The sequence below is a fragment of the Enterococcus malodoratus genome (assembly GCF_027659535.1).
GTDB lineage: Bacteria > Bacillota > Bacilli > Lactobacillales > Enterococcaceae > Enterococcus_A > Enterococcus_A malodoratus.
Window position 1 is genome coordinate 36,127 of the sequence record NZ_JAQDPG010000013.1, and the last position, 25,462, is coordinate 61,588.

The following is a 25,462-nucleotide window of genomic DNA, read 5'->3' on the forward strand; positions in this document are numbered from 1 at the left end:
TATTTTTTCTACCACGTTTTTCTACCAGAGATACTTTACTAGAAGAGCTTTACGATAGAGATTTTTACCAGACGATGTTGAAAATAAAAAGACAGAAACGCTTGACCGTATATAGATAATTATCTATATTGTATATAGATAATTATCTATATACAATTCAATAGGAGGTCCTCCATGGAAAACTATGAACAGATTGCTACCATCATGAAAGCCTTAGCTGATCCAAAAAGGTTGAAAATTGTTGACTTACTTTCTACAGCTGACTCTCTTTGTGCATGTGAAGTGTTGGAGAATTTTGACTTTACTCAACCGACATTATCACACCACATGAAGCTTTTAGAGAAGGCAGGAATTGTCAAAGTAACGAAAAAGAGTCAATGGCATCATTACGCTTTACAGGAAGATTTTGTTGAGGATTTCCTAGTAATTTTGAAGGAACTTCTTATCAAAGAAAAATCAATTAGCTAGTAATCGATAGGAGTCTTATGAATGAACAATGTATCTACGGAAGTAACTGAAAAACCTGCAATTAATTTCTTCGAGAAGTATCTAACGGTTTGGGTATTGTTATGTATGGCAGCAGGCATGCTAATCGGAAAGTTTTTACCTAGTGTCGCAGACCGATTAGAAAGCTATCAAGTGTTAAATACAAATATTCCAATTGCCGTTTTAACTTGGGTTATGATTTTCCCAATGATGATGAAAATCGATTTTAAATCAATACTGAATGTCCGAAAAACATATCAGGGGATTATGATCTCTAGCATTACAAGCTGGCTAATTAAGCCGTTCTTGATGTTTGGCTTAGCATCTTTCTTCTTTTATGTTGTTTTTAGCAATTTTATCCCAGCAGACTTAGCAAAAGACTATGTGGCTGGAGCCGTTTTATTAGGGGCAGCGCCATGTACCGCTATGGTTTTTGTTTGGTCAAACCTTACAAAAGGTGATCCAGCGCATACCTTGGTTCAAGTATCAATTAACGATTTATTAATCATTGTCCTATTTGTACCAATTGTTTCCTTCCTTTTAGGAGTAAATAGTGTGTTTGTACCATGGAATATTCTCTTTGCCTCCGTACTACTATTTGTGCTAGTACCGTTAGTTGGTGGGGCATTAACGCGATACTTCATGATAAAACGTAAGGGAATTGATTACTTTAACAATCGCTTCTTACCAAAGTTTGACTCCATTACAACCATTGGCTTGTTATTGACATTGGTAATCATTTTTACTTATCAGGGGGATATTATTTTAAACAATCCGTTTCATGTTCTCATGATTGCCGTTCCTTTAGTCTTACAAAATATTATTACCGCAAACTTTGCTTATTTTACTTGTAAATGGACAAAACAGCCTCATAATGTGGCAGCGCCAGCAGCTTTGATTGGTGCTTCCGACTTTTTCGAGTTATCGGTTGCCGTAGCAATTATGCTTTTCGGTGTCAATTCACCAGTTGTACTTGTGACAACAGTAGGCGTTCTAACAGAAGTACCTGTTATGTTGTTATTAGTCAAATTGATAAATGGAACGAAAGATTGGTTCCCAACAAAAGGAGAAAATGAATGAAAAAAATCTATTTCTTATGTACGGGCAATTCCTGTCGAAGTCAAATAGCGGAAGGCTTTGCTAAAAAATACTTAGATGATTCTTGGGAAATCCGAAGTGCTGGAGTTGAAACCCACGGTCTGAATCCTAGAGCAGTGGCCGTAATGGAAGAATCTGGAATCGATATTTCGAATCAAACATCTGACTTGATTGATTTGGACTACTTTAATCAGTCTGACATGATTATCACTCTTTGCGGTGACGCAGCAGATAAGTGTCCCATGATTCCAAAGGAAAGCACTCACCTTCATTGGGACTTAGTAGATCCTGCCAAAGCGAAAGGATCTGAGGCAGAAATTAGAAGTGCTTTCCGAGACACAAGAGATGAAATCGAAAAGAGAATGATTGAATTATCGAAGCAGTTAAATGTTTAATTCAAAAGGGGGGGGAAGGTATGTGGACTTGGATTAGCGATCAATTACTAAAAATGGTTTGGCTAAATGATTTGATGGGAAAATTAGTTGAGCGTTTTGGACTTTCGATCGATAGCAAGATAGGGGCAAGTCTTCAGTTCTTTCTGTTTGATACAATTAAGATTTTTATCTTATTAACGATCTTAATTTTTGTCATGGGGGTTATTCAGACTTTTTTTCCACCTGAAAGAACCAAAGTATTGTTGGGTGGCTTAAAAGGTTGGAAGGGGAATTTACTGGGAGCACTTTTGGGTACAGTCACGCCTTTTTGTAGTTGTTCTAGCATTCCAATTTTTATTGGGTTTACAACCGCTGGATTACCGTTAGGAGTAACCTTCTCCTTCCTTATTTCCTCACCAATGGTTGATATTGCCTCAATTATCCTGTTAATGTCTTTCTTCGGCTGGAAATTTGCGATAGCTTATGTTCTTTTAGGATTACTGCTAGCTGTAATTGGAGGTACACTCATTGATAAATTACACCTAGAGAATGAAATTCAAGATTATATTCGCGAGATGGAGGAAGGTCTTAGCCAAGTTGAAACCTATACCATAAAAAAAAGAATGGCTTATGGTTGGGGGCAAGTGAAGGAGGTTGCTAGTAAAGTCTGGCTTTATGTATTAATTGGGGTTGGGATTGGTGCGCTCATTCATAATTGGATTCCGACCAGTTTTATTCAAAGCATCCTAGGTAATAATAATCCGTTTGGCCTGATTATTGCGACCTTAATTGGGGCACCAATTTATGCAGATATTTTTGGTGTTCTCCCAATAGCAGAAGCGCTATTCTCAAAAGGGGTGCCAGTGGGAACTTTGATGGCTTTCATGATGTCTGTCACAACGTTGTCTTTGCCGTCATTAATCATGTTAAGTAGAGTGGTTAAACCTAAATTGTTAGGAATCTTTATCACAATTTGTATTGTAGGTATTTTATTGATTGGCTTTACTTTCAATAGTATAGCTTTATAAAAAGTTAAGGGGGATTAGATAATTATGGAAATCAAAATTGTAGGTCCAGGTTGTAAAAACTGTCAAAAGTTAAAAGAAAATGTAGAAACAGCAGTGTCGGAGTTAGGCATTACGCCGACAATTACAAAAGTCGAAGATATGGCTGAAATCGTGAAAGCTGGTGTGATGAAGACGCCAGGACTGATTATTGATGATAAATTAGTTGTTAGTGGCCGAGTTGCAAAACCAAAGGAAATCAAGGAGTTATTGCAAGAGGCTTAAAAGAGATCAAAGATAGATAAATCACTGAATGCTTGGAGATATTCGAAAGAAGCATAAAATAATACTGTAAAGACAAACTCCAGGTCGGGTTTCGCCACAAGCGAATTACCCGATCTGGAGTTTTGTCTATTGCAGGGAGGCGCAGCCGGACTGCATGAATAAAGCCCCCGGTTCTAACAGGGGGCTAACAAAGAACAGGAAACTGGGACAACTACCCGTTTGGGAGTGTCCTAGCAGTGTTTTCTTTGTCACATGCTTATAGAGCTTGTCACTTTATTTTGATGATGGATACGCTGCGTTTAACAGACGTTCTTTCTCGACTTCCATCACGAATGGTAGATAGAGATATTGCTGTTCTAGTAGGTATTGATTGTCCTCTGTGTACTGATAAGAAGCGGTTTCTTTTGAATAGACCAACGGAGCAATTCGCACATCGCCGGTTGATTGATTGATTGAGTATAGAAGAATGGCCTTTTCTACTAGTTTCTTTGGCAAATGTTTCCCAAAATAGGAATAGGATTCTTGATTTGCTAAATAGACGAGTAAGCGATCCACACTAAAGTTGGAGAAGGTAAAGGGCATCATGTGCAGAATATGATTTTGATTGTCATGGTGTAAATAGAGCTGCGCTTCTTTACCAAAATTAGTTGAACCAAGGTAAAGCCGCTTTTTCTCGTCGATACATTGGAAAGTAAACTGATCTTGTTCAGTTGGTGGAATGAGGTTTGTAATAAAAAATTCAACCATTCGATCCATTTCTTTTTCACTGACAAAATCTGCTTGTTTCAGTTCGTCTACTATCAGTCCTTCAATCTTAGGATCAAGCTTACCTGCCTTCTTTTGAAGCATTTCTAAAATGTATTGGTTTTCTTGCTCACCATACAAAAGATATTCGTTGGTGACATGGCCTATTTCTGCAATTTGGTGAAGGGTTTCGGTTTTTGGAAGGTTAATCCCACGTTCCCAGTTATTGACTGTACTTCGCGGTAAATCACCAATTAGTTTGCCAAATTTCTCCATACTCAACTTTAACTCTTGGCGAATCTGCCGAATTCGATTGCCAACTGCTTGCTTGTCTATCTCCATGAAAACTCCTCCTCATGATGAGTTCTTAAATTCAGTATACTTGTGTACTTAAAAAAAGTCAAAATCTATTGACTTAAAATAAATACAAGCGTACAATTGATTTGTACTTAAAATAAGTCTATCGGTTCTTTGACAAGTAAATAGCAGAAGGAGGTTTGTCTATGAACCAAGTTAATCAACATGATCTCGGTGAAGCCATTCGAGTTTCTCGAGAAGAAAGGGGGTGGACCCAGCGATATTTAGCAGAAAAAGTGGGGATTTCGAGATCGTTATTATCGAAAGTAGAAAAAGGAACGAGACAATTAAGTGCAGAAAAATTGACTCTTATACTGGATAGTTTGCAAGAAGAGGTTGTTCCAGTTAATCGTGTTTTGATTGATTATCTAACCATTCACTTTTTCTCGAATCAACATTTAAAGTTGATTGAAGAGATTATTGGCATGCCTATTGAACGCTTTGAGGAATTGGATTATGCACCAAAGGGCTATATTGGGCAATATGTTTGGAATCAAGTAATCACGATTCGGTATTCCATTGACGATACGGTAAAAGGAACCGTAATGGAGTTTTCAGGTCAAGGCTGTAAACATCTTGCCATGCGTTTGAAAACCGCAAAATCAAACTGGCAAGAGTTCTTCCGTAAGGTATTAGATTATCAGGGAAACTTTACACGGATTGATTTTACTTTAGATGATTTTGTGGGGAGTCTCAGCATTCCAGAACTAAAGCGTAAAGTAACACTAGGCCATGTATGGACCACGTTTCAAGTGAGTGAATCTCATGGCGGGACGGATATCACAAATAATGAATCAAATGGCGAGACCTTGTATTTAGGCTCAAAGAAGAGTCAATGTCGCTTTTGTTTTTATCAGAAGGATTATGAACAACGAAAGCGAAGAGGAATACCACTTGAAGAGGCAGAAGTGAAAAATCGCTTTGAACTACGGTATCGAAAAGAGAAAGCACAAAGCTTGGCAAAGATTATTTCAAGATCCCATGATTTAACCAAACTGTTCTTTGAGTTACTTAATGGAGCAATTTGTTTTTATGACCGTGATCCAAATGATCCAGATGCAAAAGTCGATGCCAAATGGGCAGCCTTTATTGACAATCGTGGCGCAATCACTATTTCTTTAGAGACAATTCCTCAAAGCTTTGAGAAAAGTATGAATTGGTTAATTCATGGTGTTTCGCCATCGCTAGCTTTTATAGCACAAGTGGATCAAACGTTTCATTCTTCCTTGTTGTCTTTGATTATTGAACAAGGAGAAATGAATCCAAGACAGATTAAACTTCTCCAAAATATGAAGGCAGACCCAGAATATTATCAGGAGGAGGTTGAGTATTATGAACGAAAACTACAAAGTATATCAAATGAGAAAACAAGCTACTAAAAAAGCAAAGTACTGCTTACACAACAAGTTGTGCAACGTACTCCGCCTCGACAAGACGAGTATAACACAACCATTGAATGAGAAACAATTGATTATAAAGAGGATTAATTTAAAAGGAGTAAAGTATCAGGGGGTGAGAGAATGGAAACAAAATGTGATTTCATGGTAAATCGTGCAATTTTGATAGAGATGGGCTTTAAACCTAGTCAAGCTGCACGAATGATTAAAGAGAGCAAAACGTATCTTGCAAGGGTTGAAGGTATAGATTTTTATAACAATCGCCAAGTTGGTGTGGTGCCATCTCGAGTGATTGAACATCTTTTCCACGTTCAAGTTGCGGAATAAACAGTACAAGCGCGGTACAATTAAAGTAGCTTTTCTCGAGTATAGAGAGGAATGGTACGATGCCAAAAATTAAAAATATTTATCAAGACAAAAAAACAAAAAAATGGTTCTTTCGAGCATATCTAGGTATAGATGAAAATGGAAGAAAGGTTCAGAAGACTAAACGAAGCTATGCTTCACAAAAAGATGCCAAAATTGCTTATGACAAGTACATGGAAACACATGATTTTAACAAGACAGTTCCTAATCAACTGTGTTCTACCAATCAAATGACTTTCGAAGAGTTTTACAAGGATAGGTTTGTAAAATGGTATGAGAGACAGGTGAAAAGTCAAACATATGAGAATGCGCAATTTATATTCGAAAAGCGAATGCAGTTTTTCTATCATTTTCGTGTTCGAGATATTACAAGTCACGATATTGAGGATTGGCTATTTGAACTAAGCCAGACAGAGTCACGTAATTCACGGAAAAAAGTCAATGGCGAAACGTTATCAAAGTCTTATATCAATCGGATTCGGGGACACTTAAAGATTGTATTGGATCGGGCTGTTAAAGAGGGGGTGATTGCTAAAAATCCCGTTGAAGATGTTTCTTCGCTTCCCTCTGAGAATAAGAAAGTTGAGTTTTGGGAACACAGTGAGTTTCTAAAAGTGATGAATGAATTGAAGGACGATAAGATTCAAACCCACCATCGGAAGATTGTGTATGAAATGCTCTTTTATACTGGCATTCGGATTGGAGAACTTGAAGCTTTGTCTTGGTCAAATGTAGATTTCGAGAAAAACACGATAACGATTGAGAAGACACTAATTTATAATACAAAAAATGATTGGCACTTTTCGACTCCAAAAACTAAATGCGCTTATCGAACAATTGGGATGGGAAAGAAACTTTCATTAAAGCTCAGACAGTGGTATGACTTGCAAAAACGTATTGGAAATTTTGAATATGTTGCTCAGTTGGACGGAACCTTTACGCCACCTTATTCTTTTGCAAACTGGTTAAAAGAAGCTGCTAAAAAAGCGGGCGTCAAACCGATTAAGCTTCACGCGCTACGACATTCTCATGTTGCATTTCTGATTGAGCAGAACATTCAACCGCTCTCGATTCAAGAACGATTGGGCCATGCGAATATCCAAATCACTTTAGGAACTTACGGTCACTTATATGCGAAGTCAGATCAACAAGTGGTAAATGCGATTGATAATGTTCAAGAGGGCGCTATTCTTTCAAAAAATGACAATTTATTACCAGTCTGAGTTTTCCACTGCGCTACCAGAAGACAGACAAATGCTTTTGTACCAGTGCTTTTGGTTGAGTTGCTCCTGTTGAAGATGTATCGGAAATAATTTAGCTCAATAAAATATCTGGAAGGGGGATCAGTGTTTTACGGTCCGTTTTCTGATAGAAGCAAAGGAAGAGATAAGTTGATAGTGAACTTATCTCTTTTTTTGTTTGAATTATTCTGATTTTGCCAATAGCCAGGTCTGCTTCAGGACATCTTTCAGGCGATCATCAAGGAGCGGAATGCCCATATCAATCAAAAGGTTTTCAAGATATACGATTCGTTCATCTACATCATCTGAACTCTGATTAAAAAAAGTTGGATTAAACCAAACATTTAGCAGCAATGGGAGCACCTCAGCTGTATAAAGTGGCGATTTTACTTTCATTGATCCATCAGCATTTCCCTTTAGTATTAATTGATAATATGTTGGAACGGTATTAACGGATAAATTATTTACAAAGAGCATTAAGAATTCTGGGCTAGACATTAATTTATAAAATAATAGACCTCTCGAGCTATTTTTGATGGCTTTATGTTCTTCATATAATAGTTTTCTAATTTTCTCGATGGTATTCAGCTTTTCGTCATCAAGAATATAGTCCATTGGAAGACTGTCTTTGAATAAGAATTCGGGTAAAGCTTCAAGGATGTCCTCCTTTTTTGGGAAAAAATAATACAATCCCCCTCTAGATAAATTTCCAGCCTTTTTTCTTATATCGTTAGTCGATGTATGACTATAACTTTTTTCAAGAAATAGCTCCAAAGCGCTATTTAAGATCAATTCTCGGGTTTCTCTTGAATCCTTCCTCATAAAAAAATCATCTACTTTCTAAATCTTAGTTATTACTTATCTAAGAATATCATTATCTAATTATAGGTGCCCTTCAAATTTATTACAAGGCTTGCGGGAAATCGAAATTGATGAAAAAAAATCACATACAGGCAGCCTGCCTGTGATATAATGACGGCGATAAGAATTATTAACAAACAAATATTATAAGGAGGTTTGAATATGATACACCTCAATAAAGATTTGGTTCAGCAACTTGAGATTGTGAATTTGCTTAGCTGTCAAACGAAACCGCTCTCTTCAAAAGAGATAAGCAAATCTATCGGAGAGATAACTTCTTCAACCGTTCTCAATTATTGCAAGATACTAAAAGAAGAAATTGAAACGATATATCCAGACAATGATTTGAGAATGTCAATTGATAATCAAGGGATCTTTTTAGAGAATCGGGGGGTGACTTTAACAAAACTGAAAAATTATCTTCTCTCTTCGGATTTGTCCTATCAGATTCTATATGCTGTTTTAGTTCAAAATAAGGTTGATACGTATTGGTTTTGTCTTTCTCACGGGACTAGCCATTCTACACTGCGAAGAAAAATCGGGTCGATCAATTCAGATATCTCCAAGTTTGGATTTCATATTTATTGTGCAAATAATTTTTTTATCGAAGGGGAGGAAATAAAATTAAGAAATTTTTTCTCGATATTCCTTTGGATCATTCATCGAAAATTCAGCGATATTCCTGATATTTCTAGCAAAAACTTTTATTTAGATTTAGCGGATTCTCTTTTGACTACAAATGCCGCTTTTTCTTACGAGCCTGAATTATTGAGTTTCTTTCTTTACACTACGGATCTCCGGGTTAAAAATGGTCACATCATTGAGCAAACAGAAGAAAACGATATTTTTTTACGGAATTATATATGCAATAAGCCAATGGCTCTTTCTTATTGGCAGGAATCTGATTACACCTTTATGCGTTTCAGCTACTTTAGCCATATTTTGAAAGATCCTGAAGACCTAGATTATTTAGACAGTTTTTCCTTATCTTCTATAGAGGATAAATTAATCGAAGATTGGATAAAATGTTTTAATCAAACTTTTGGGACCGTTTCTCCGGCGAATCTTGATTTTGTAAGAAAAATTTTAAAAAGGAACATAATCTCAGAGCGAATGTTGAAGATATCAACGAACTTAGTTCCTCTTTTTGTCTATGATGATTTCAATATCTTTAAAAAGGAATATAAGTTTTTCTGTAAGAAATTCGACGGTTTTTTCAGGAAATTGAATAAACGCTATCCTGAGTTAAACAATGAGTTTTATCGGAACTTCTGTTTTTATATCTGTTTGGTGGTTCTACCGCCTGAGCAAATAAGGCCAAAGATCAAAGTTTTTTGTTTAACTGATTACACGTATATTCTAAATAGAATGTTTGAGTATACTTTGGAAACAAAACTAGTTAATCAATACATATTGGAGTTTTCAAACGATCCTGATGACGCTGACCTTATAATAAGTAATCTTACAATGCCAGATAATTTGAAACATGAACTTGATGATCGGCATTTCTTGCTATTGGAGAATCCTTTTTCTGATCAAAATTTGGATACTATTTCAAAGGCGATGACTACCATATCATTACAATGATTCAATAATCTTACCTCCAACATTTTGTGATAGTAATCACTAGGGAACGCTGAAAGATTAGTTCCAAGCGTTTCAAAAGGAGTTAGTAGTATCATGATTTTTTTTTACGCATCAACAAACAGGTTGCCTGTTTGTTGTCGGATATTAAGTATGAATGCGGCAAAAAAAGACGAAGAGTTATTCGCCTTTTTTATATCACTTAATTTGAAGAGCGGTTTTCAAGCAAATAGAAAATAATTTTCCTTACTCTAGTACTCGAAATCATAAACACATATTAAAAACACTTTAATTTTGGGTTGATAAAAATGAAATTTAAACTAATAAAAACGATGTTGTAGATAATTTTAACTATTATGTTCAAATTAATAGGTGCTAATAGTAAATGATGAGCATGCTTTAGTTATTTGTTTTTGCTAATATAACAAATGCAGAGAGAAAATAACGATAACCTTCTTATAATTGCTTATTTAAAAATAGAATCATGAAGGTAGGGAGAAAATTGAAGAAGTTTTTAAAAAATAAATTAGGAAAAAAATTGTTAAATAATAAAAAAAGATTCTGCGGCATTATCGCAATTCTTCTAAAGAGCGTTCATGACATTTTTTGATTAAGACCCTGAACTGCCTATATAATTTAAGGCATTAGGAGGGTGATTGACTATGAAGAAAAAAATGATAGCGGTTTTGTTATTGAGCGTATTAGCAACGACACCGATAACTGCGCTAGGAGCAGAAAAAGATGGCGAGAACCTTGATATTCTAACAGGAGATGTCAGGGAGCGAGCGGTGACATTAAAACAATGGTTTAAAGGGATTCCTCCCAAAACCTATCGAGGAAAACAAAGAATCGATTATTACAAGGCCATCGGCGGCGGGTATATCGGCGTCTATCTATGAGAAAAAGGCTTTTCATCATTGGCTGCTGTCTAGGGCTGCTGCTGGTTTTTTTCATATTTAAGATTAATATTCATTTCAGAATCATCCTTGTATTGGCGACATTACTCTATTTGCTGATAGATGAGTCCTTGTGAGGATCAGAAAAAGATCACCGCGTGTTGCGGTGATCTTTTTGTCGTGGAGCGAGACTAAAGCTTTAACGACAAAAATTCAGCAATTCCTCCATTCAGCTCAAGTTTGAATTTATAATAAAGATAGGTGACTATCTTATTGCAACATTCAGAAGGATTTCTCTGCAACAAGTTCATCGATTGTTGTAGCGACTTGTTGCAGAGAATTGTAATATCCAATTTTTAAAACCCCATCTATAATAAAGTCATGATCATGATAACGCTATCAAAGATTAAGGCCTTTATTTCGGATAGTAAGGAAGTGTGTATCATTATGCTTACAAAAAGACAAAAAGAGTTGTTGGAGTTGTTGCTGCAGCAGAGTGATTTTCAGACTGTGGAGTATTTTGCAAGCAAACTGGGTGTTTCTAAACGAACGACACATAGTGAGTTGGGGCGTATTGACGAATATCTCCAAAGCTCAGGTGAATACCTTGAAAAGAAACGTGGTGTTGGGATCGCGTTGAAACGATTCAAAGAAATTAGTGTGATGACAGAAAAAGATGAGCAAAATGACGTCTATACAACCTTCAATCGCAGGATTGAAATTATGAACTTGCTGCTTTTTGAGGAAAAGATCGTTAGTTTTAATCATCTATCCGATCACTTTATGGTAAGCAAAAGCTCGATTATAAAAGATTTCGAATTCATCATGAAAATCTTGAATGTCGGATCAACGATCAAGCTATGCAGTGATGTTCACGGCACATCGTTATTAGGAACGGAAGAAGACGTCCAAAAAGCGATGCTGCAATTTAATCGCTATTTACTAAGTAATTCTGAAATTTATTTAGAGGAAGATTTTGCTGAAAAGATCAAATTGCTGAACAGCTATTACGGTGAGCGTCTGATTAGTGTCTGCTCGAATATTTTGTATACCTATATTCGCGAGAATGTGAACGCCATTTCTGACTATTATGTCCAAAACATTTTGAGTATTTTTATCATCTTAGTTTATCGAATTGCTAAGGGGCATCATATTGAAGAAATAAAGCAGGCGGATGCTAGTGAAGCGATGATTTTCTTTGAAGAAAGTGCGGTTCGTATGCTCCACAAAGCGGCTTTACGTTTGGAGTTTCCTTATTCGAATGAAGATGTTCAGTACTTATCTTTGCAGCTAATATCCAATCGTTTTGAAGCTTTGCCTGAGGATGAGATAGACGAAGTGATCGTTGAAGGATTGCTTTCTAGGGTTTCGGATGCATTGACGATCAATTTTGCGAGCGACCAAAAGCTGGAGGAACAGCTAAAGAATCATATTCCGCCGATGATCTATCGATTAAAAACAAACAATAAGACCGAAAATCCTTTTACTACACAGATCAAAAATGAGTTTTCCTTGACCTTCAATGTCATTTGGGTCGTGCTTAGCGAATACGAAAAAGAGCTGGAGATTAGTTTCAATGAGGATGAAATCGCCTTTTTGACCATGTATTTTCAAGCGGCAATTGAACGTGCACGAATGAATCGAAAAATCTTGATCGTTTGTCAGATGGGCATCGCCACCTCGGAATTACTGATCAATCGGATCAAAAGTATCTTGCCGTCATTGGATACCTTCGAGATCGCCTCAGTGGCCGAGTTAGAGCAGATAAACCTCGACGAATATGACTTGATCATTTCCACTGTAAAAGTAGATTTAGCAAAAAAGGAAGTCATTCGGGTCTCGCCATTTTTGACGAAAGAAGATATCGAGCGCATTAAAATATCCGAGTTTTTGCCAACGGTAGAAAATCAAGCGCTGAAAGTAATTCGGATGCATCATTTAATGAAATTTGTCGATAAGGAGTATGTTTTCGTCAACACGGATTTTTCTTCGCGAGAAGAGTTGATCAACCAAGTTGGTGAGGTATTGGTCGAAAATAACTTTATAAAAGAAGACTTTATCCAAACGGTCCAAGAACGAGAGGAATTAGGCGGGACTGATCTGCCGACTGGAACGGCGGTCCCTCATGGAAATTCTACCTATGTTAATCAAACGATTATCGTTGTGATAAAAAACAAAAAGAAATTCAAATGGAACACCTACTATGTCGATCTCGTGTTTTTGATTTGTATCGCTAAGCAGGATACGTTTCAAACGAGAAATATTTTATCGGATATTTATAACGTCATCGATAATAGTGAGCAATTAAAACAATTACGTGAAGCAGCTTCAAATGACGTGTTGTACAGAAAACTTGGGAGTGATTAGAGTGGAGAAAGTTCAGGAAAGCGGCAAGGGTGTCATTACGACAGATTTGATCGTATTAGACAGTAAGTTAGATAATCAAGATGACGTGATTCAACATATTGTTGAAACGGCCGAGTTTGTCGGCTATGTGGAGGATTCAGATCGTTTATACGAAGCAGTGAAGAAACGCGAAGCCGAAATTCCGACAGCGATCGGCTACGATATCGCTATTCCCCACGGCAAAAATGAAACCGTTTTGCATCCATTTATTGCGTTTGTCAGAGTAACCGACGCCTTCCAATGGACGCCAGAAAAGGAAGAAATGGTTCGTTTGATCTTTTTGATCGGTGTTCCGCAAAACAGCGAGGGCAAGATGCATCTTAAGTTCATTTCACAATTAAGCAAGAAATTGTTAGATGACGAGTTCAGAGCAAAACTTTTAAGCGAAACAGACAAAAATAAAATTTATGAACAATTAAGTTCAATCGAAATCTGAAAAAGGAGCGAATCAAGATGAAAGTAGTAGCAGTTACCGCGTGTCCCACTGGGATCGCGCATACGTATATGGCGCAAGAAGCCATCGAAAAAGAATGTAAAAAAAGAGGACACGATGTTCATGTTGAAACACAAGGCAGCATGGGAATTGAAAATGAATTGGAGCAAGAGGATATCGATCAAGCGGATGTATTGATCATGGCAGTAGCGATCGACGTAGAAGATGGGGAGCGTTTTGAAGAAAAAATCAATACGGGAAAATCTTTGTCGGTCGATCCAGGCGATATCATTAAATATCCAGCCAAGTATATTGACGAAGCCGAGAAACTGTAAAGGGAGACTATAAAAATGAAAAAACAGAATAAGTTCTTTAAAGACTTGCAGAAAGCCTTTAATACTGGGGTATCATTTATGCTGCCGTCCGTTGTTGTTGGGGGGATTTTCTTAGCGGTGGCTTTGGCTACTGGTAAAGCCACGGATGCAGGGATGGAGATCACGAGTCCCTTCATGCAAAACCTGAATGATTTGGGTGCTGCCGGTTTTGCGATGATGATTCCGCTGTTGTCAGGTTATATCGCCAATTCATTAGCCGGAAAGCCGGGGCTGGTTCCTGGGATGATTTTAGGCTTTGTCGCAAATAATCCAATCGGCGAGGGGCAAATCAAGACAGGCTTCCTTGGTGCCATGATCATGGGTGTGGCGGCCGGCTACTTTGTCCGCTGGTGTAAAACCTGGAAAGTCCCATCGACAATCCGTACAATTATGCCAATCCTGATCGTTCCGGTGGTGACGACTTTTGTTCTTGGCATGTTTTATATCTATATTATTGCGGTGCCAATCGGAGCGGCGATGGATTGGCTAGTTCAGGTACTTGGTCAAATGCAAGGTGGCAGTGCTCTTATTTTAGGCTTGATCTTAGGGGCGATGACGGCTATCGATATGGGCGGACCAATTAACAAAACCGCGACGGCCTTTACGCTGGCTTTGATGGCGGAAGGTGTTTATGGACCAAATGGTGCGCATCGAATTGCTTGTGCGATCCCGCCATTGGCAATGGCGATCTCAACCTTTGTCGATCGGAAAAAATATACACCCGAAGACAAAGACTTGGGCATTTCTGCCTTCTTCATGTCACTGATAGGGATCACCGAAGGGGCGATTCCCTTTGCGGCAAAGGATATTAAACGCGTGCTGCCAGCAATCATCATCGGGAGTGCTGTAGGCGGTGCGATGGGTATGGCTACAGGAGTGGAAGCATTAGTTCCGCATGGCGGATTCATTATCTTGCCGGTAGTGAATGGCAAATTGTGGTATGCATTATCGATCATCGTTGGTGCGGTTATTTCCGCGGCTATCTTACACTTCACTAAACCATGCTTGGTCGATGAAACAGTCAAAGAAAAAAAAGAAGAGACCAATGAACAGATTGAAATAGCGAAGTAAGACTAGATCATTAATCGAAAGAAAAACGACAAAAGAAAGGTGAGTTGAACTCATCCTTCTTTGTCGTTTTTTGCTTTATAAATAACGAATGATAAACGATGTTGCTTCTTTTTTGTTGCAACAACTTTCTTTCGTTTTTGCAACAAGTGACGCTACTAATGCATTGACTTGTTGCAGATAAATGTAATATTCATGCGGCTTTATCCAGCTTATACTTTAGGTGTGATAAGGATAAAGGACTTAAATTTAATTACAGGAAATGGAGATGTCAACGAGATGGAAAAATTACCTATCAAGACAGTCGTAGAGGGGTTGCTGGATCTGCAGGCAACGGGTGAAAGTGCAACATTGTTGGGAATCGGTCCAATGTCGAAAAACTGTGTGCAAGCGACACTTGAGTTATCAAAAGATGATGATTATCCGGTGATGTTTATTGCGAGTCGAAATCAAGTCGATGCGGATGAATTAGGCGGCGGTTACGTAAATGGCTGGAATCAATTCACATTCGCTGAAGCAGTCGAAGAAGTGGCAGCAGAAATTGGTTATGACAATCTGTATTATCTATGTCGTGATCATGGAGGACCTTGGCAACGCGATAAAGAGCGAAATGATCATTTACCAACGGAAAAAGCGATGGAGTTAGGGAAAAAATCATACGTGGCAGATATTGAGGCGGGCTTTGATTTGCTAATGATCGATCCAACAAAAGATCCCTTTGAGGTTGGAAAAGTGATTCCTTTGGACACCGTATTAAAACGGACGGTTGATTTGATCGAATTCTGCGAACAAGAACGGAAGGCTCGCAATTTACCAGAAATCGGCTATGAAGTCGGGACAGAAGAAACGAACGGCGGACTAACTTCGACCGAAACCTACGAAACATTTATCCTACGTTTGAAAGAAGAATTAGAAAAACGCGGGTTGCCAATGCCGACCTTTATCGTTGGGCAAACGGGAACGTTAACACGTAAAACAGAACAAGTTGGAACCTTCAATTTTAAAAATGCTTATGACTTGGCACAAATGGCGAAAGAATACGGAGTTGGTTTGAAGGAGCACAACGGTGATTATCTGGATGATGTAACTTTGTTGGAGCATATCCCGTCGCAAATCACTGCAACAAACGTAGCTCCACAATATGGCACTGAAGAAACACGGGCTTATTTGAACCTAGCGGCGGTGGAAGCAAAATTAGTGGAATATGGTTTAGTCACTGATGTATCAAATACTCGCGAAGTTTTATTAGAGCATGCGATCAAGAGCGAGCGTTGGAGAAAATGGATGGTTGGGGAACAAAAGAACCTGACTGTTGAAGAAATCATGGCGCAAAACGATGCCGAACTTCAAGCAGAAATATTGGATATTGCTGGTCACTATACCTTCAATGACGAGGAAGTAAAAGCCGAAATCGAAAAAATGTATACAAACCTGAAGGCTCATAATATTGCTGGTCAACGGTATGTAGTGGATCATATTAAACGTCCGATTCGCGACTACGCAGAATGCTACAACTTGAACGGCGTGACTAGTCGGATCAAGAATCTGAATGCAGTAAAGGCATAATATTAAAGCCGAGAGCTTCACTTTTGAAAGTGAAATTTCTCGGCTTTTTTTTACTATTGGAGCTGATTTTTATCGCCGTATCTGCGCCTAAGCTCACGGAAATGCAATGCCAAATAACTGATCTCATCATTGGATAAATCGAAATCAAAATTCTCGGTAATAAACACACGAATCTGATTGGCGGAATGAAATTCTCTCGAATGATGCTCGATCACATAGAAATAAAGCTCATTGTTCGATTCGCTGAAATCAAGTTCGCCTTTCAAAATGCGCAAAGTCAAAAACTTAATGTGACGCATCAACCGTGGTTCTTCGGTGAATAAATGGGTGCGCGGCAAGCTAACACAAAAAGCGATTTGGGTTAACAAGCAGTGGATCAGGTGAATGAATTTTTCTTGTTCATGTTTATTGATATCCAGCTGATAATTCGCGGCGATCACAGATTCGGCCAATACTAAATAGTCGTTTTCTTTTAATGGTCGGTGTAAATATTTTTCAATGTATAGAATCGCTTCTTTGGAAAAATCGACTTCTGTCTTAAAAAGTTTCTCCATGATTTCAATGGAGGAAACGGGATAAACATAAGTCATTGGGATTTTTTCACACGCATTAAAAAGAAAATAGGATAGATTATTAGTCAGATAAAAGTTCTCCATGAGCACATATTTTTGCTTGGCCAAAGTGACTAAAGAGCGAACGAGTTGTCGGTCCGAGGTGGTGGCTGATTGTTCCATTAATTGTGTAGGGTTCATTTTGCTTGGCCTCCTTGTACGATAGTTTTTTCAAAATGTGTCTGCTTCATAAGGCAAGCTGGTCAATTTACTATAGCCTTATGTTAAACTGTCTAGTGATTAGACAGTCAAGCGAACAATTTCAAAAGGAGGATTTTAATGGATACGAGTAATTTCTTAACGATCAGCCAATTTGCGGATTTGTCTGGGATCAAAAGAAAGACCTTGATTTATTATGATCAGATTGGTCTTTTAACGCCAAAATATACAGCAGAAAATGGGTATCGCTACTATGATTATCCTCAGCTCTATACGGTAAACATGATTCATTTGTTTAGAGAAATCAAAATGCCTTTGGCCGAGATCAAAGAACACTTGCAAAATAGTACTCCGGAACAGGCGGCTTTGCTGCTAAAAAGGCAACGGGAAGTGATTCGCCAGAAGCAGGAATACTATCAGCAAATGGCCAATATGGTGGACCGGCAGCTGGATTCATTAGAGGAATATGCTGCGGCGGATCAATTAAAATTTTCAGTTGTCACTCTTGAACGAGAACCGCTATTCTTTAGTTCGAATGTTTATCAAGCGGTAAAATTTCGGGCCTCGATTCCATTAAGTGAGATTTATCAGCAAAGTTTCACTGCAGGCTATCGTTTCATTTATCCGGCGGGGATGATGTTCAAAAATACCAATGCCATATTAGATGCGGATGAATTGAACGCGACAGATGTTTATACGTATATCAAGGTTCCTGAAGCAGCCGAAGCGCGCCCAGCAGGAAATTATCTGACCTGCTATTTCTATGGGGAAACTACTCGTGTGCGCATTTTTCATCAAATGTTGGACTATTTGGAAAAGAATCACTTGCAAATTGAAGGGGATATCTATATTGATGTGATGTTGAATGCCTTGGCAGCAAAGAAGTTCGATGATTTTCTATTGAAGTTGATTGTTCAAGTTATTCCCGCAAAAGAGTAGTACTAATCAAAAAAATTTCAATTTTATCGCTAGAGTAGACTAAAAATATCGGTGTTCAAAAGGCTATTATTGTCACCTTTTGAACATTTTTTTATGTGGATTAATCCCATTATCAAGGATATGCGAAGACGGGCAGCTTGCTGTTACTGGATTTTATTTGATTATTTATTTATTCTTGTCGAAATGTAATTATCAGTGTATTCATTTTAATTATGCAATACTCAAATCGTTACCGTTTTGGTAAAAAGTTGGGTACGGAAATCGCTATTTTTCATGCATAATAGGCTTATAAGAAAACACGTACACGAAAAGGAGCGGACAAGATGGAAGTAAAACAACTTACTCAGCGACAACTATTCACGATGAAGAGAAAAGGGCTAGAGACCAAAGTGAAAAAATTTTGGGAAGCGACACGTAATGCAGACCTAGTAGTGGAGTATATCGTAGCGATCATTTTGCGGAATGCGCTAGTAGTCAGTGATTTTTCACTGCCTTGTCAGGAAGTTGTTCGCGAGCTGCTTTTTCAGGCCGAGCCTAGTGATACGTTGAGAAAGTTCTGCCCGTTCTTGAAAGACTACGTGGAGGATCATGAATGGCACAGTGTGATCAAGCGTTTATTTAAAAATGAAACCGCTTATTTTAAGGCGACGAAAACGATGCGGTTATATGAAAGCTATTTGAAAAATAAAGGAAAAGCAATAAATGCTAAGAAATACGATAGTTATACCCTCATTTCAATTTTTGAAGATGCCAACGGAAAGAAACATACATGGCGGTTACGAGACGGCGACTCCAGTAATACCCCTGAAGAAACGAAGCGAATTCTTAGAATCTTAACGACCATGACGATTTTTCGGAATACGGCCGATGTGCGCCGCTTTGCCAAATTTATCGACTGTGACCTTAAAGGAACGACGACCATTTTCAGTACCCGAACGGAGAAAAAGCAGGAACGAGAGAAGTCCGCCCAAAATCTGACAGTTGAAACTGAGAAGACTTCAGCAGATTCAAACGCCCCGATCCACTTGTTTGAGGGTTTTGACCTGTATTCATTAACTAAAGGTGAACTTGTCGTGTTGATCGAAGGCATTCTTAACGAAGCAAAGGCCGCTATTGGTATGGAGGATGTCATTGACGAAAGAACTGAAAATTCTGAAGAACTGTCATCAGAAAAGCGTACTCCACATAAGCCGAATATAGACACTAGAATTGTTCCCGAAAGCATACCAAAAAAAGATACAGCACCATCAGAAGAGAACCCAATCCTCATGCCGGCAGCAGTTGGTGTGTTAGATGCCCCAACAGAAAATCCGGTAAAAACGAAACTATCTGCGACAAAACCACCAACGAAAAAAATTTCTAAAAAGGACCGAAATATTTTGAAGAACTATAATTCAAGCAAAAAAAGACATTAAAGATAAGAATTCTTTTGTTAGTTTTAAAGGCTTATTTGTTATGGGGTGGACTTGTCCGAGGAAAAATAATTCGTAGTTAAAAGAGATCGTTGATTCAATCAAACAGGAGTACCTTAGGTGAACTGCCTAAGGTTTTTTGTGCGTGCTTTGAAAGGACAATGATTTTAACGGGCCAAAAGAAAAAAAGCGGATTTTAAAATTTCTTCTTTACTTTTACTTTGATACCGATTACAATTCATTTGTACCTACTTGTACACTCTGGTTCAAACTTGTACATTGAGGGTTATACTTGTACATGCTTGTGGCTAGACGTACAAAACGAATGCAGGAGGTGATCAAATGATCATTAATAGAGATGTTTCAAAGCCAGTCTATCTTCAGGTGGCCGATTATTTGCGAAATAATATTTATTCTGAAGAATGGGGAAAGGGGGAACAGATACCGTCAGAGAATCAAATCATGAAGTCCTTGGAAATAAGTCGAGGAACCGTTAAGAAAGCAGTCAATATGCTGGTTGAAGAAGGGCTGCTCTACCAGATTCAAGGAAAAGGAACCTATGTAACAGAGGACAATATTTCTTATTCGCTGGGAAAAGGTCTTTTATCTTTTGCTGAGTCATTAGAAGGACAGAAATTGGCTTATGAAACGAAGGTCATTACTTCTGAATTTCGTAAGGCAACAAAAGAAATCGCTTCAAGGTTGAATATTGATGTTGGTGAAGAATATCTATACATGAAACGAATTCGATACGTTGAAGGCGAGAAGGTAATGTTGATTGAAAATAGAATCAACAGCCGCTTGTGTCCGGGAGTTCAAGAGCATGACTTTAATAAGGAAAGTTTATTTAAAGTGATGGAGGAAATCAGCGGCAAAAAGATTGCCTACTCTGAAAGTAGATACGCTGCCAGAGTGGTCGGTGAGAAACGGGGTCAAGAATTGGAAGTAGCTCCTGATTCTCCAGTATTGCATTTGGAGCAGTTAGTCTATTTAGAAGGAGGTCTACCGGTAGAATTCGGGAATGTCTGGTTGAAAGCCAACAAATATTACGTTGGAACGGTTCTTCAAAGAGAGGAAATGTAATACATGCCGTTAGTAAATGGATATATCCTATTAGAAATTATCAAAGAACGAAAAGTAATCGCAGGAGCCTTCAACACGACCAATTTGGAAACAACCGTCGGAATTCTGAAAGCAGTGGAAGAAAGCGGAATTCCGACCTTCATTCAGGTGGCTCCTACGAATATCACGTTAGCAGGCTATGAATATATCGTTGATATGGTTTCGCGCTATGCTGAAAATATGGATACGCCAGTAGCTTTACATTTAGATCATGGGAAAAAATTTGAAGATGTGAAGTTGGCGACTCGTGCTGGTTTTACGTCAGTCATGATCGATGGTGCTTCCTACGATTTTGAGGAAAACATTGCTTTTACTAAAAAGGCCGTTGATTTTGCCAAGGGTTATGGAATTCCGGTTGAAGCGGAGCTGGGTGCGATCCTTGGGAAAGAAGATGACCATGTCAGTGAAGCGGATTCGAAGACAGATCCCGCACAAGTGCGTGAATTCGTTGAACGGACGGGCTGCGATATCTTAGCGATTTCTGTTGGGAATGTGCATGGCTTGGAAGATCAGCCGCGGATTGATTTTGATCTATTGAAGGAAATCAATGAGGTTTCTCCAGTGCCGCTAGTGATTCACGGAGGTTCAGGAATTCCAGATGAACACATTCAGCGCATGGTAGAATTTAATGTTGCGAAGATCAATATCGCCAGTGATTTACGTCAAAGTTACATCAAGAGTGTCGGTCAAGCTTATGCTGAAAATAAGAATGAAGCCAACTTGATCAAGGTGCTTCAAAACGCGGAAGATGCTGTTTTTGAAACGGTTCATGCAAAAATTTTAAGTATGAACGCTGTGGAGGTTTAAGAATGACAGAAGTTTTAACGAGTGAGACAAATATTTTTGTTGATGTAGAGGTGCAGGATTTTCCAGAATTGATCAATCAGATCGCTCAGCCGTTGATCGCTGATGGCGATGTGTTGGCGGAATTTCCAGAACAAGTCATCAAAAGAGAAGAGAATTTTCCAACAGGTTTACCAACAGAGCCCATCGGTGTGGCAATTCCACATACAGATGCAAAATATGTGAATCACAACCGGGTGACGATCGCGACACTAAAAAAGCCGATTACAATGGAAGTAATGGGTGGTATGGACGATACGAAGATCGAAGTATCAATCGTATTTCTATTAGCTTTGGGTCAATCAAATAAGCAGTTGAATATTCTAAAGAAATTGATGGGGATCTTACCTGAAGCAGAACTGCTGGAACGAATCAAAACAGGCAGTAAAGAAGAAATCTATAAAATCGCAAGAGAAGAAATCGGATTGTAAAACTAGGAGGAAGAAAAATGGCTAAAAATTTATTATTTGTATGTGCAACAGGAATTGCGACTTCAACAGCGGTAACGGAAAAGGTTTTGGAATTTTTAAAGGAAAAAGATATGAACGACATCAACTATTCACAAACCAATGTGGCTTCTGTTCAATCGAACTCGGATGACGCTGATTTGATCGTCTCAACCACAAAAATTCCTTATGAACTAAATACACCTGTCATCAATGGCTTACCACTAATCACAGGTATCGGTGAAGAAAAAGTCTTGAATTCAATTTACGATCAGCTAAAAGGAGAATAATATGAGTAATATTTCGCAATCACTATATGATGTTGTCCAGTATATTTTAGGATTTGGTCCTACTGTTATGCTGCCGCTCGTGTTGTTTATCTTAGCGTTGATCTTTAAAATAAAACCGGCAAAAGCTTTGAGAGCCTCGTTAACAGTGGGGATCGGATTTGTCGGGATTTATGCAATTTTTGATATCTTAACAAATAATGTAGGACCTGCAGCGCAAGCCATGGTTGAACAGACCGGAATTAATCTCCCAGTAGTTGACTTAGGTTGGCCGCCTTTATCAGCAATTACTTGGGGATCTCCAATCGCACCGTTCGTTATCCCAATGACGATGTTGATCAATATCGTGATGCTGGCGATTAACCAAACAAAAACGGTTGACGTCGACATGTGGAATTATTGGCATTTTGCGCTTGCAGGAACACTCGTTTATTATAGCACAGGAAGTTTCTGGTTGGGAATCTTGGCATCGGCACTCATTGCGATCATTGTTTTGAAGGTGGCCGATTGGGCAGCGCCGATGGGTGAGGAATACTTTGGTTTAGAAGGAATGTCCTTCCCGACCGTTTCGGCGATTACCTTTTTCCCAATTGGTTTAATCGGAAATAAAATTATTGATATGATTCCAGGAATCAGAAAAATTGATATCAATCCTGTCAGTATCCAAAAACGCTTCGGCATTTTTGGTGAACCGATGATGGTCGGTACGATCTTAGGGTTACTTTTAGGGGTCGCGGCTAGATATGATTTGAAGGGTATCTTAACGATGGGGATCAGTATTGGTGCGGTAATGTTCATCTTGCCTCGGATGGTGCGGATCTTGATGGAAGGGTTGCTGCCGATTTCTGAAGCGATCAAGAAATTCTTGAACAATCGTTATCCTGATCGGGATGATTTATATATTGGTTTAGATATTGCTGTAGCAGTCGGAAATCCGGCAATTATTTCAACAGCGCTGCTATTAACACCTATCGCAGTTATTTTAGCATTTATTTTACCGGGGAATACGGTCCTGCCGTTAGGCGATTTAGCGAATTTAGCGGTAATGGCTTCAATGGTCGTTCTTTCGACAAAGGGCAATGTATTTAGAGCGGTCTTAATTGCTATTCCGATCATGATTGGTGATTTGTATATCGCTTCTGCGATCGCGCCGTTTATTACCGGCATGGCAAAGGATGTAAACTTTAGTTTCCCAGAAGGATCAAGCGGCATGGTCTCAAGCTTCTTGGATGGTGGAAATCCATTAAGATTTTGGCTGCTGCAAATCTTCAACGGCAATATTATCGCGCTGCTATTGATTCCTGTAATTGGTGCAGTAATATTCTGGATCTACAAAGTAACCTTCAAACAAACGCATTTAGTTGAAGATTCTTCTGTGCCGGAAGGGAAGTCATTGAATGGTTAAAAAGCTTTCCATTACAATTGATATCGGAACGACGAATTCTAAAGTATCGCTTTTTGAAATTGCTAGTGGAAAACTGATCTTTCGCGAGAGTTTTCAAACAACAAAAAAAATCGATGACTATGGCGAATTATTCGACTTAGACGTAATCTGGGATCGATTGTTGGAAATCTTGATAAAAATTGTTGCTGACCATCATGGAAATATTGATTCAATCAATATTTCCAGCGTTGGCGAAGCTGGTGTTTTAGTTGATGCCGGCGGTCAAGTCGTGACGCCGTTGATCGCCTGGTATGACAAACGGGCGGCAGGCTATGTTGCTGAACTGAGTCAAGAACAGAAACAAAGAATTTATGAGATTACCGGTTTGCCCGCACATTCCAATTACAGTCTTCCGAAAATCAAATGGCTGGTCGATCACTTGGAGCTGAACGAGCAGACATATACTTGGTTGAATGTGCCGGATTTATTCAGCTACTTTTTGACCAATCGGATGAATAGCGAATTTTCAATGGCTAGTCGGACGATGTGTTTTGATTTGCAAAGCCGCAGCTGGTCAAAGGAAGTATTAGAAATGTTTGATTTGGCGGAGCTGATCCAATTTCCATCGGTTATCACATCAGGCGAAGTCGTGGGCTATACGACAACGGGAAATGTCAGTGAATTGGCTGCTGAAGAGATTTCTGTCAGAATCGCAGGGCACGATCATATGGTCGGGGCGCTGGGGATCAATCTGCATGACAAGGATTTATTGAATTCTACCGGGACGACCGAGGGATTGCTCCTGATCGATGATCATCCCTTTTTAGAAAACAAATCATTTCAGGAATCCTTGTCGAATGGAATCTTTACCAATCCCAACTACTACACCTTGTTTTCTTCGATGCCGACAGGCGGTAATGCGTTTGAATGGTACCAAAAATTCTTTTCCATCGATCAGAAGGAATTCGAACAGGACAGTCGAAAATTATATCAACGCTATTTGCAAAATCAAATTTCGTTGGAAGATCCGGTCATCTTGATTCCCCATTTGAATGGTTCGGGTGCTCCATTTAAAAATGGAAAATCGCGCGGTTTGATGTATGGTATCAGTTTGGAGACACGTCGAGAAGATGTTTTACTGGGGATTATTTTGGGACTTTGCCTTGAAATGAAGTACGTGGCGACTTGTTTCCCGCTAGAGCAGGTAAATCGTGTCGTCGCTATCGGTCCAGTAGTGAAAAATCCGCTATGGGTACAATTGAAGGCAGATGCTTTAAATAAAGACATCTCTGTCGTAAAAATCGAAGAGGCGGTTTCCTTTGGGGCATTGAAGGCAAGCTATAAAGATTTTGATTACGAGCTGGACTATCAAGTTGTTTCGGCCGATCCGAATCAGGTGAAAGCCTTCGATCGTCTGCTGGATAAATACTCCTATCTATATGAATCTAAGCGTTTTTTAGTTGATGATAATTTTCATCAAAGTTTTTTCGATAGCAGAGACAGTCAGAACCGCTGCAACGAAGCGAAGGAGATTTTCTTCAGCTGAAAATAGGGACTCATTGAGTTCCTATTTTTTTTGACTTAACAGAATGATCTAAATTCATTTAATTTGGAAATCCAATATTCACGACTGCAAAATTTTGAGATACTTAAGAGGTACACCTACTGTTATGGTCAACGGTAAAAAAGAGTTATTTATAAAAATACTAGCATTTGTCA

Annotated in this window: 26 protein-coding genes; 23 read left to right on the forward strand and 3 right to left on the reverse strand. The window is 38.7% G+C overall.

The window, feature by feature from the left end:
* The first annotated feature begins 174 nt into the window (after positions 1-174).
* From PGP85_RS18110 to PGP85_RS18130, 5 genes are read left to right on the forward strand one after another with little or no spacing between them, the layout of a single operon-like run.
* The gene (locus tag PGP85_RS18110; RefSeq protein WP_048720947.1) at positions 175-468 is read left to right on the forward strand and encodes an ArsR/SmtB family transcription factor; all 294 of its coding nucleotides are present in this window, start codon (positions 175-177) and stop codon (positions 466-468) included.
* Between the two features lie 21 nt (positions 469-489).
* Positions 490-1,566 (forward strand): ACR3 family arsenite efflux transporter, encoded by a 1,077-nt coding sequence (arsB, locus tag PGP85_RS18115; RefSeq protein ID WP_071131631.1) that lies wholly within the window; start codon positions 490-492, stop codon positions 1,564-1,566.
* Positions 1,563-1,979, forward strand: a complete 417-nt coding sequence (arsC, locus tag PGP85_RS18120; RefSeq protein WP_048720943.1) for an arsenate reductase (thioredoxin) — start codon at positions 1,563-1,565, stop codon at positions 1,977-1,979. Before arsB ends, arsC begins: the two co-directional genes overlap by 4 nt.
* Before the next feature lie 20 nt (positions 1,980-1,999).
* Positions 2,000-2,986, forward strand: coding sequence for a permease (locus PGP85_RS18125; RefSeq protein ID WP_071131630.1), 987 nt, complete (start codon positions 2,000-2,002; stop codon positions 2,984-2,986).
* Between the two features lie 24 nt (positions 2,987-3,010).
* Complete coding sequence (locus tag PGP85_RS18130; RefSeq protein ID WP_048720939.1) at positions 3,011-3,247, forward strand: thioredoxin family protein; 237 nt, start codon at positions 3,011-3,013, stop codon at positions 3,245-3,247.
* Positions 3,248-3,520: 273 nt separating this feature from the next.
* On the opposite strand, the gene PGP85_RS18135 is transcribed toward PGP85_RS18130, so the two are convergent.
* Positions 3,521-4,333 carry a helix-turn-helix domain-containing protein gene (locus PGP85_RS18135; protein WP_137618178.1) on the reverse strand — a complete coding sequence of 271 codons (813 nt, stop codon included), beginning with the start codon at positions 4,331-4,333 and terminating at the stop codon, positions 3,521-3,523.
* A 161-nt stretch (positions 4,334-4,494) separates the two neighbouring features.
* Here PGP85_RS18135 and PGP85_RS18140 point away from each other — a divergent pair, with 161 nt between their 5' ends.
* The 3 genes from PGP85_RS18140 to PGP85_RS18150 all read left to right on the forward strand — a co-directional run bounded on the left by PGP85_RS18140 (position 4,495) and on the right by PGP85_RS18150 (position 7,334).
* Positions 4,495-5,727 (forward strand): replication initiation factor domain-containing protein, encoded by a 1,233-nt coding sequence (locus tag PGP85_RS18140; protein ID WP_048720935.1) that lies wholly within the window; start codon positions 4,495-4,497, stop codon positions 5,725-5,727.
* Positions 5,728-5,868: 141 nt separating this feature from the next.
* Positions 5,869-6,072, forward strand: a complete 204-nt coding sequence (locus tag PGP85_RS18145; protein ID WP_048720931.1) for a DUF3173 domain-containing protein — start codon at positions 5,869-5,871, stop codon at positions 6,070-6,072.
* Between the two features lie 59 nt (positions 6,073-6,131).
* Complete coding sequence (locus PGP85_RS18150; protein WP_071131627.1) at positions 6,132-7,334, forward strand: site-specific integrase; 1,203 nt, start codon at positions 6,132-6,134, stop codon at positions 7,332-7,334.
* 201 nt (positions 7,335-7,535) lie between these two features.
* Here the strand turns inward: PGP85_RS18150 and PGP85_RS18155 are convergent, their stop codons facing one another.
* Entirely contained in the window at positions 7,536-8,174 is a 639-nt protein-coding gene (locus tag PGP85_RS18155) for a TetR/AcrR family transcriptional regulator (protein ID WP_010739759.1), read from the reverse strand.
* Between the two features lie 201 nt (positions 8,175-8,375).
* On the opposite strand from PGP85_RS18155, the gene PGP85_RS18160 reads away from it, so the two are divergent.
* From PGP85_RS18160 to PGP85_RS18190, 7 genes are all read left to right on the forward strand, one after another.
* Entirely contained in the window at positions 8,376-9,800 is a 1,425-nt protein-coding gene (locus PGP85_RS18160) for a helix-turn-helix domain-containing protein (RefSeq protein WP_270328749.1), read from the forward strand.
* A gap of 659 nt (positions 9,801-10,459) precedes the next feature.
* On the forward strand, positions 10,460-10,696 hold the full coding sequence (locus PGP85_RS18165) for a hypothetical protein (protein ID WP_010739750.1): 237 nt from the start codon (positions 10,460-10,462) through the stop codon (positions 10,694-10,696).
* 444 nt (positions 10,697-11,140) lie between these two features.
* Complete coding sequence (locus tag PGP85_RS18170; protein WP_270328750.1) at positions 11,141-13,060, forward strand: BglG family transcription antiterminator; 1,920 nt, start codon at positions 11,141-11,143, stop codon at positions 13,058-13,060.
* Positions 13,026-13,535 (forward strand): PTS sugar transporter subunit IIA, encoded by a 510-nt coding sequence (locus PGP85_RS18175; protein ID WP_270328751.1) that lies wholly within the window; start codon positions 13,026-13,028, stop codon positions 13,533-13,535. Before PGP85_RS18170 ends, PGP85_RS18175 begins: the two co-directional genes overlap by 35 nt.
* A 17-nt stretch (positions 13,536-13,552) precedes the next feature.
* Positions 13,553-13,867 (forward strand): PTS fructose transporter subunit IIB, encoded by a 315-nt coding sequence (locus tag PGP85_RS18180; protein WP_270328752.1) that lies wholly within the window; start codon positions 13,553-13,555, stop codon positions 13,865-13,867.
* A 15-nt stretch (positions 13,868-13,882) separates the two neighbouring features.
* Positions 13,883-14,977: a PTS fructose transporter subunit IIC gene (locus PGP85_RS18185; RefSeq protein ID WP_270328754.1), complete on the forward strand. Its 1,095-nt coding sequence runs from the start codon at positions 13,883-13,885 to the stop codon at positions 14,975-14,977.
* Positions 14,978-15,253: 276 nt separating this feature from the next.
* Entirely contained in the window at positions 15,254-16,540 is a 1,287-nt protein-coding gene (locus PGP85_RS18190) for a class II D-tagatose-bisphosphate aldolase non-catalytic subunit (RefSeq protein ID WP_270328755.1), read from the forward strand.
* Positions 16,541-16,593: 53 nt separating this feature from the next.
* On the opposite strand, the gene PGP85_RS18195 is transcribed toward PGP85_RS18190, so the two are convergent.
* Positions 16,594-17,292: a PRD domain-containing protein gene (locus tag PGP85_RS18195; protein ID WP_270328756.1), complete on the reverse strand. Its 699-nt coding sequence runs from the start codon at positions 17,290-17,292 to the stop codon at positions 16,594-16,596.
* 138 nt (positions 17,293-17,430) lie between these two features.
* On the opposite strand from PGP85_RS18195, the gene PGP85_RS18200 reads away from it, so the two are divergent.
* From PGP85_RS18200 to PGP85_RS18235, 8 genes are all read left to right on the forward strand, one after another.
* Positions 17,431-18,249 (forward strand): MerR family transcriptional regulator, encoded by an 819-nt coding sequence (locus tag PGP85_RS18200; protein ID WP_270328758.1) that lies wholly within the window; start codon positions 17,431-17,433, stop codon positions 18,247-18,249.
* Positions 18,250-18,572: 323 nt separating this feature from the next.
* Entirely contained in the window at positions 18,573-19,664 is a 1,092-nt protein-coding gene (locus tag PGP85_RS18205) for a hypothetical protein (RefSeq protein WP_270328760.1), read from the forward strand.
* Between the two features lie 339 nt (positions 19,665-20,003).
* Entirely contained in the window at positions 20,004-20,744 is a 741-nt protein-coding gene (locus PGP85_RS18210) for a GntR family transcriptional regulator (RefSeq protein ID WP_010739741.1), read from the forward strand.
* Between the two features lie 3 nt (positions 20,745-20,747).
* Positions 20,748-21,590 (forward strand): class II aldolase, encoded by an 843-nt coding sequence (locus PGP85_RS18215; protein WP_270328761.1) that lies wholly within the window; start codon positions 20,748-20,750, stop codon positions 21,588-21,590.
* 2 nt (positions 21,591-21,592) lie between these two features.
* Complete coding sequence (locus PGP85_RS18220) at positions 21,593-22,057, forward strand: PTS sugar transporter subunit IIA (protein WP_270328763.1); 465 nt, start codon at positions 21,593-21,595, stop codon at positions 22,055-22,057.
* A 17-nt stretch (positions 22,058-22,074) separates the two neighbouring features.
* A complete protein-coding gene (locus PGP85_RS18225) occupies positions 22,075-22,362 on the forward strand; it encodes a PTS sugar transporter subunit IIB (protein ID WP_010739738.1) in 288 nt (95 codons plus the stop codon).
* A 1-nt stretch (position 22,363) separates the two neighbouring features.
* On the forward strand, positions 22,364-23,764 hold the full coding sequence (locus PGP85_RS18230) for a PTS galactitol transporter subunit IIC (protein WP_270328764.1): 1,401 nt from the start codon (positions 22,364-22,366) through the stop codon (positions 23,762-23,764).
* Positions 23,757-25,289 (forward strand): FGGY-family carbohydrate kinase, encoded by a 1,533-nt coding sequence (locus PGP85_RS18235; protein WP_270328766.1) that lies wholly within the window; start codon positions 23,757-23,759, stop codon positions 25,287-25,289. Before PGP85_RS18230 ends, PGP85_RS18235 begins: the two co-directional genes overlap by 8 nt.
* Positions 25,290-25,462: the final 173 nt, after the last annotated feature.

What these genes read in the sequence shown, in the direction of transcription:
- PGP85_RS18110 (WP_048720947.1), top strand. Translation starts at nt 175, where the DNA reads ATGGAAAACTATGAACAGATTGCTACCATCATGAAAGCCTTAGCTGAT.
- arsB (WP_071131631.1), top strand. Translation starts at nt 490, where the DNA reads ATGAACAATGTATCTACGGAAGTAACTGAAAAACCTGCAATTAATTTC.
- arsC (WP_048720943.1), top strand. Translation starts at nt 1,563, where the DNA reads ATGAAAAAAATCTATTTCTTATGTACGGGCAATTCCTGTCGAAGTCAA.
- PGP85_RS18125 (WP_071131630.1), top strand. Translation starts at nt 2,000, where the DNA reads ATGTGGACTTGGATTAGCGATCAATTACTAAAAATGGTTTGGCTAAAT.
- PGP85_RS18130 (WP_048720939.1), top strand. Translation starts at nt 3,011, where the DNA reads ATGGAAATCAAAATTGTAGGTCCAGGTTGTAAAAACTGTCAAAAGTTA.
- PGP85_RS18135 (WP_137618178.1), bottom strand. Translation starts at nt 4,333, where the DNA reads ATGGAGATAGACAAGCAAGCAGTTGGCAATCGAATTCGGCAGATTCGC.
- PGP85_RS18140 (WP_048720935.1), top strand. Translation starts at nt 4,495, where the DNA reads ATGAACCAAGTTAATCAACATGATCTCGGTGAAGCCATTCGAGTTTCT.
- PGP85_RS18145 (WP_048720931.1), top strand. Translation starts at nt 5,869, where the DNA reads ATGGAAACAAAATGTGATTTCATGGTAAATCGTGCAATTTTGATAGAG.
- PGP85_RS18150 (WP_071131627.1), top strand. Translation starts at nt 6,132, where the DNA reads ATGCCAAAAATTAAAAATATTTATCAAGACAAAAAAACAAAAAAATGG.
- PGP85_RS18155 (WP_010739759.1), bottom strand. Translation starts at nt 8,174, where the DNA reads ATGAGGAAGGATTCAAGAGAAACCCGAGAATTGATCTTAAATAGCGCT.
- PGP85_RS18160 (WP_270328749.1), top strand. Translation starts at nt 8,376, where the DNA reads ATGATACACCTCAATAAAGATTTGGTTCAGCAACTTGAGATTGTGAAT.
- PGP85_RS18165 (WP_010739750.1), top strand. Translation starts at nt 10,460, where the DNA reads ATGAAGAAAAAAATGATAGCGGTTTTGTTATTGAGCGTATTAGCAACG.
- PGP85_RS18170 (WP_270328750.1), top strand. Translation starts at nt 11,141, where the DNA reads ATGCTTACAAAAAGACAAAAAGAGTTGTTGGAGTTGTTGCTGCAGCAG.
- PGP85_RS18175 (WP_270328751.1), top strand. Translation starts at nt 13,026, where the DNA reads ATGACGTGTTGTACAGAAAACTTGGGAGTGATTAGAGTGGAGAAAGTT.
- PGP85_RS18180 (WP_270328752.1), top strand. Translation starts at nt 13,553, where the DNA reads ATGAAAGTAGTAGCAGTTACCGCGTGTCCCACTGGGATCGCGCATACG.
- PGP85_RS18185 (WP_270328754.1), top strand. Translation starts at nt 13,883, where the DNA reads ATGAAAAAACAGAATAAGTTCTTTAAAGACTTGCAGAAAGCCTTTAAT.
- PGP85_RS18190 (WP_270328755.1), top strand. Translation starts at nt 15,254, where the DNA reads ATGGAAAAATTACCTATCAAGACAGTCGTAGAGGGGTTGCTGGATCTG.
- PGP85_RS18195 (WP_270328756.1), bottom strand. Translation starts at nt 17,292, where the DNA reads ATGAACCCTACACAATTAATGGAACAATCAGCCACCACCTCGGACCGA.
- PGP85_RS18200 (WP_270328758.1), top strand. Translation starts at nt 17,431, where the DNA reads ATGGATACGAGTAATTTCTTAACGATCAGCCAATTTGCGGATTTGTCT.
- PGP85_RS18205 (WP_270328760.1), top strand. Translation starts at nt 18,573, where the DNA reads ATGGAAGTAAAACAACTTACTCAGCGACAACTATTCACGATGAAGAGA.
- PGP85_RS18210 (WP_010739741.1), top strand. Translation starts at nt 20,004, where the DNA reads ATGATCATTAATAGAGATGTTTCAAAGCCAGTCTATCTTCAGGTGGCC.
- PGP85_RS18215 (WP_270328761.1), top strand. Translation starts at nt 20,748, where the DNA reads ATGCCGTTAGTAAATGGATATATCCTATTAGAAATTATCAAAGAACGA.
- PGP85_RS18220 (WP_270328763.1), top strand. Translation starts at nt 21,593, where the DNA reads ATGACAGAAGTTTTAACGAGTGAGACAAATATTTTTGTTGATGTAGAG.
- PGP85_RS18225 (WP_010739738.1), top strand. Translation starts at nt 22,075, where the DNA reads ATGGCTAAAAATTTATTATTTGTATGTGCAACAGGAATTGCGACTTCA.
- PGP85_RS18230 (WP_270328764.1), top strand. Translation starts at nt 22,364, where the DNA reads ATGAGTAATATTTCGCAATCACTATATGATGTTGTCCAGTATATTTTA.
- PGP85_RS18235 (WP_270328766.1), top strand. Translation starts at nt 23,757, where the DNA reads ATGGTTAAAAAGCTTTCCATTACAATTGATATCGGAACGACGAATTCT.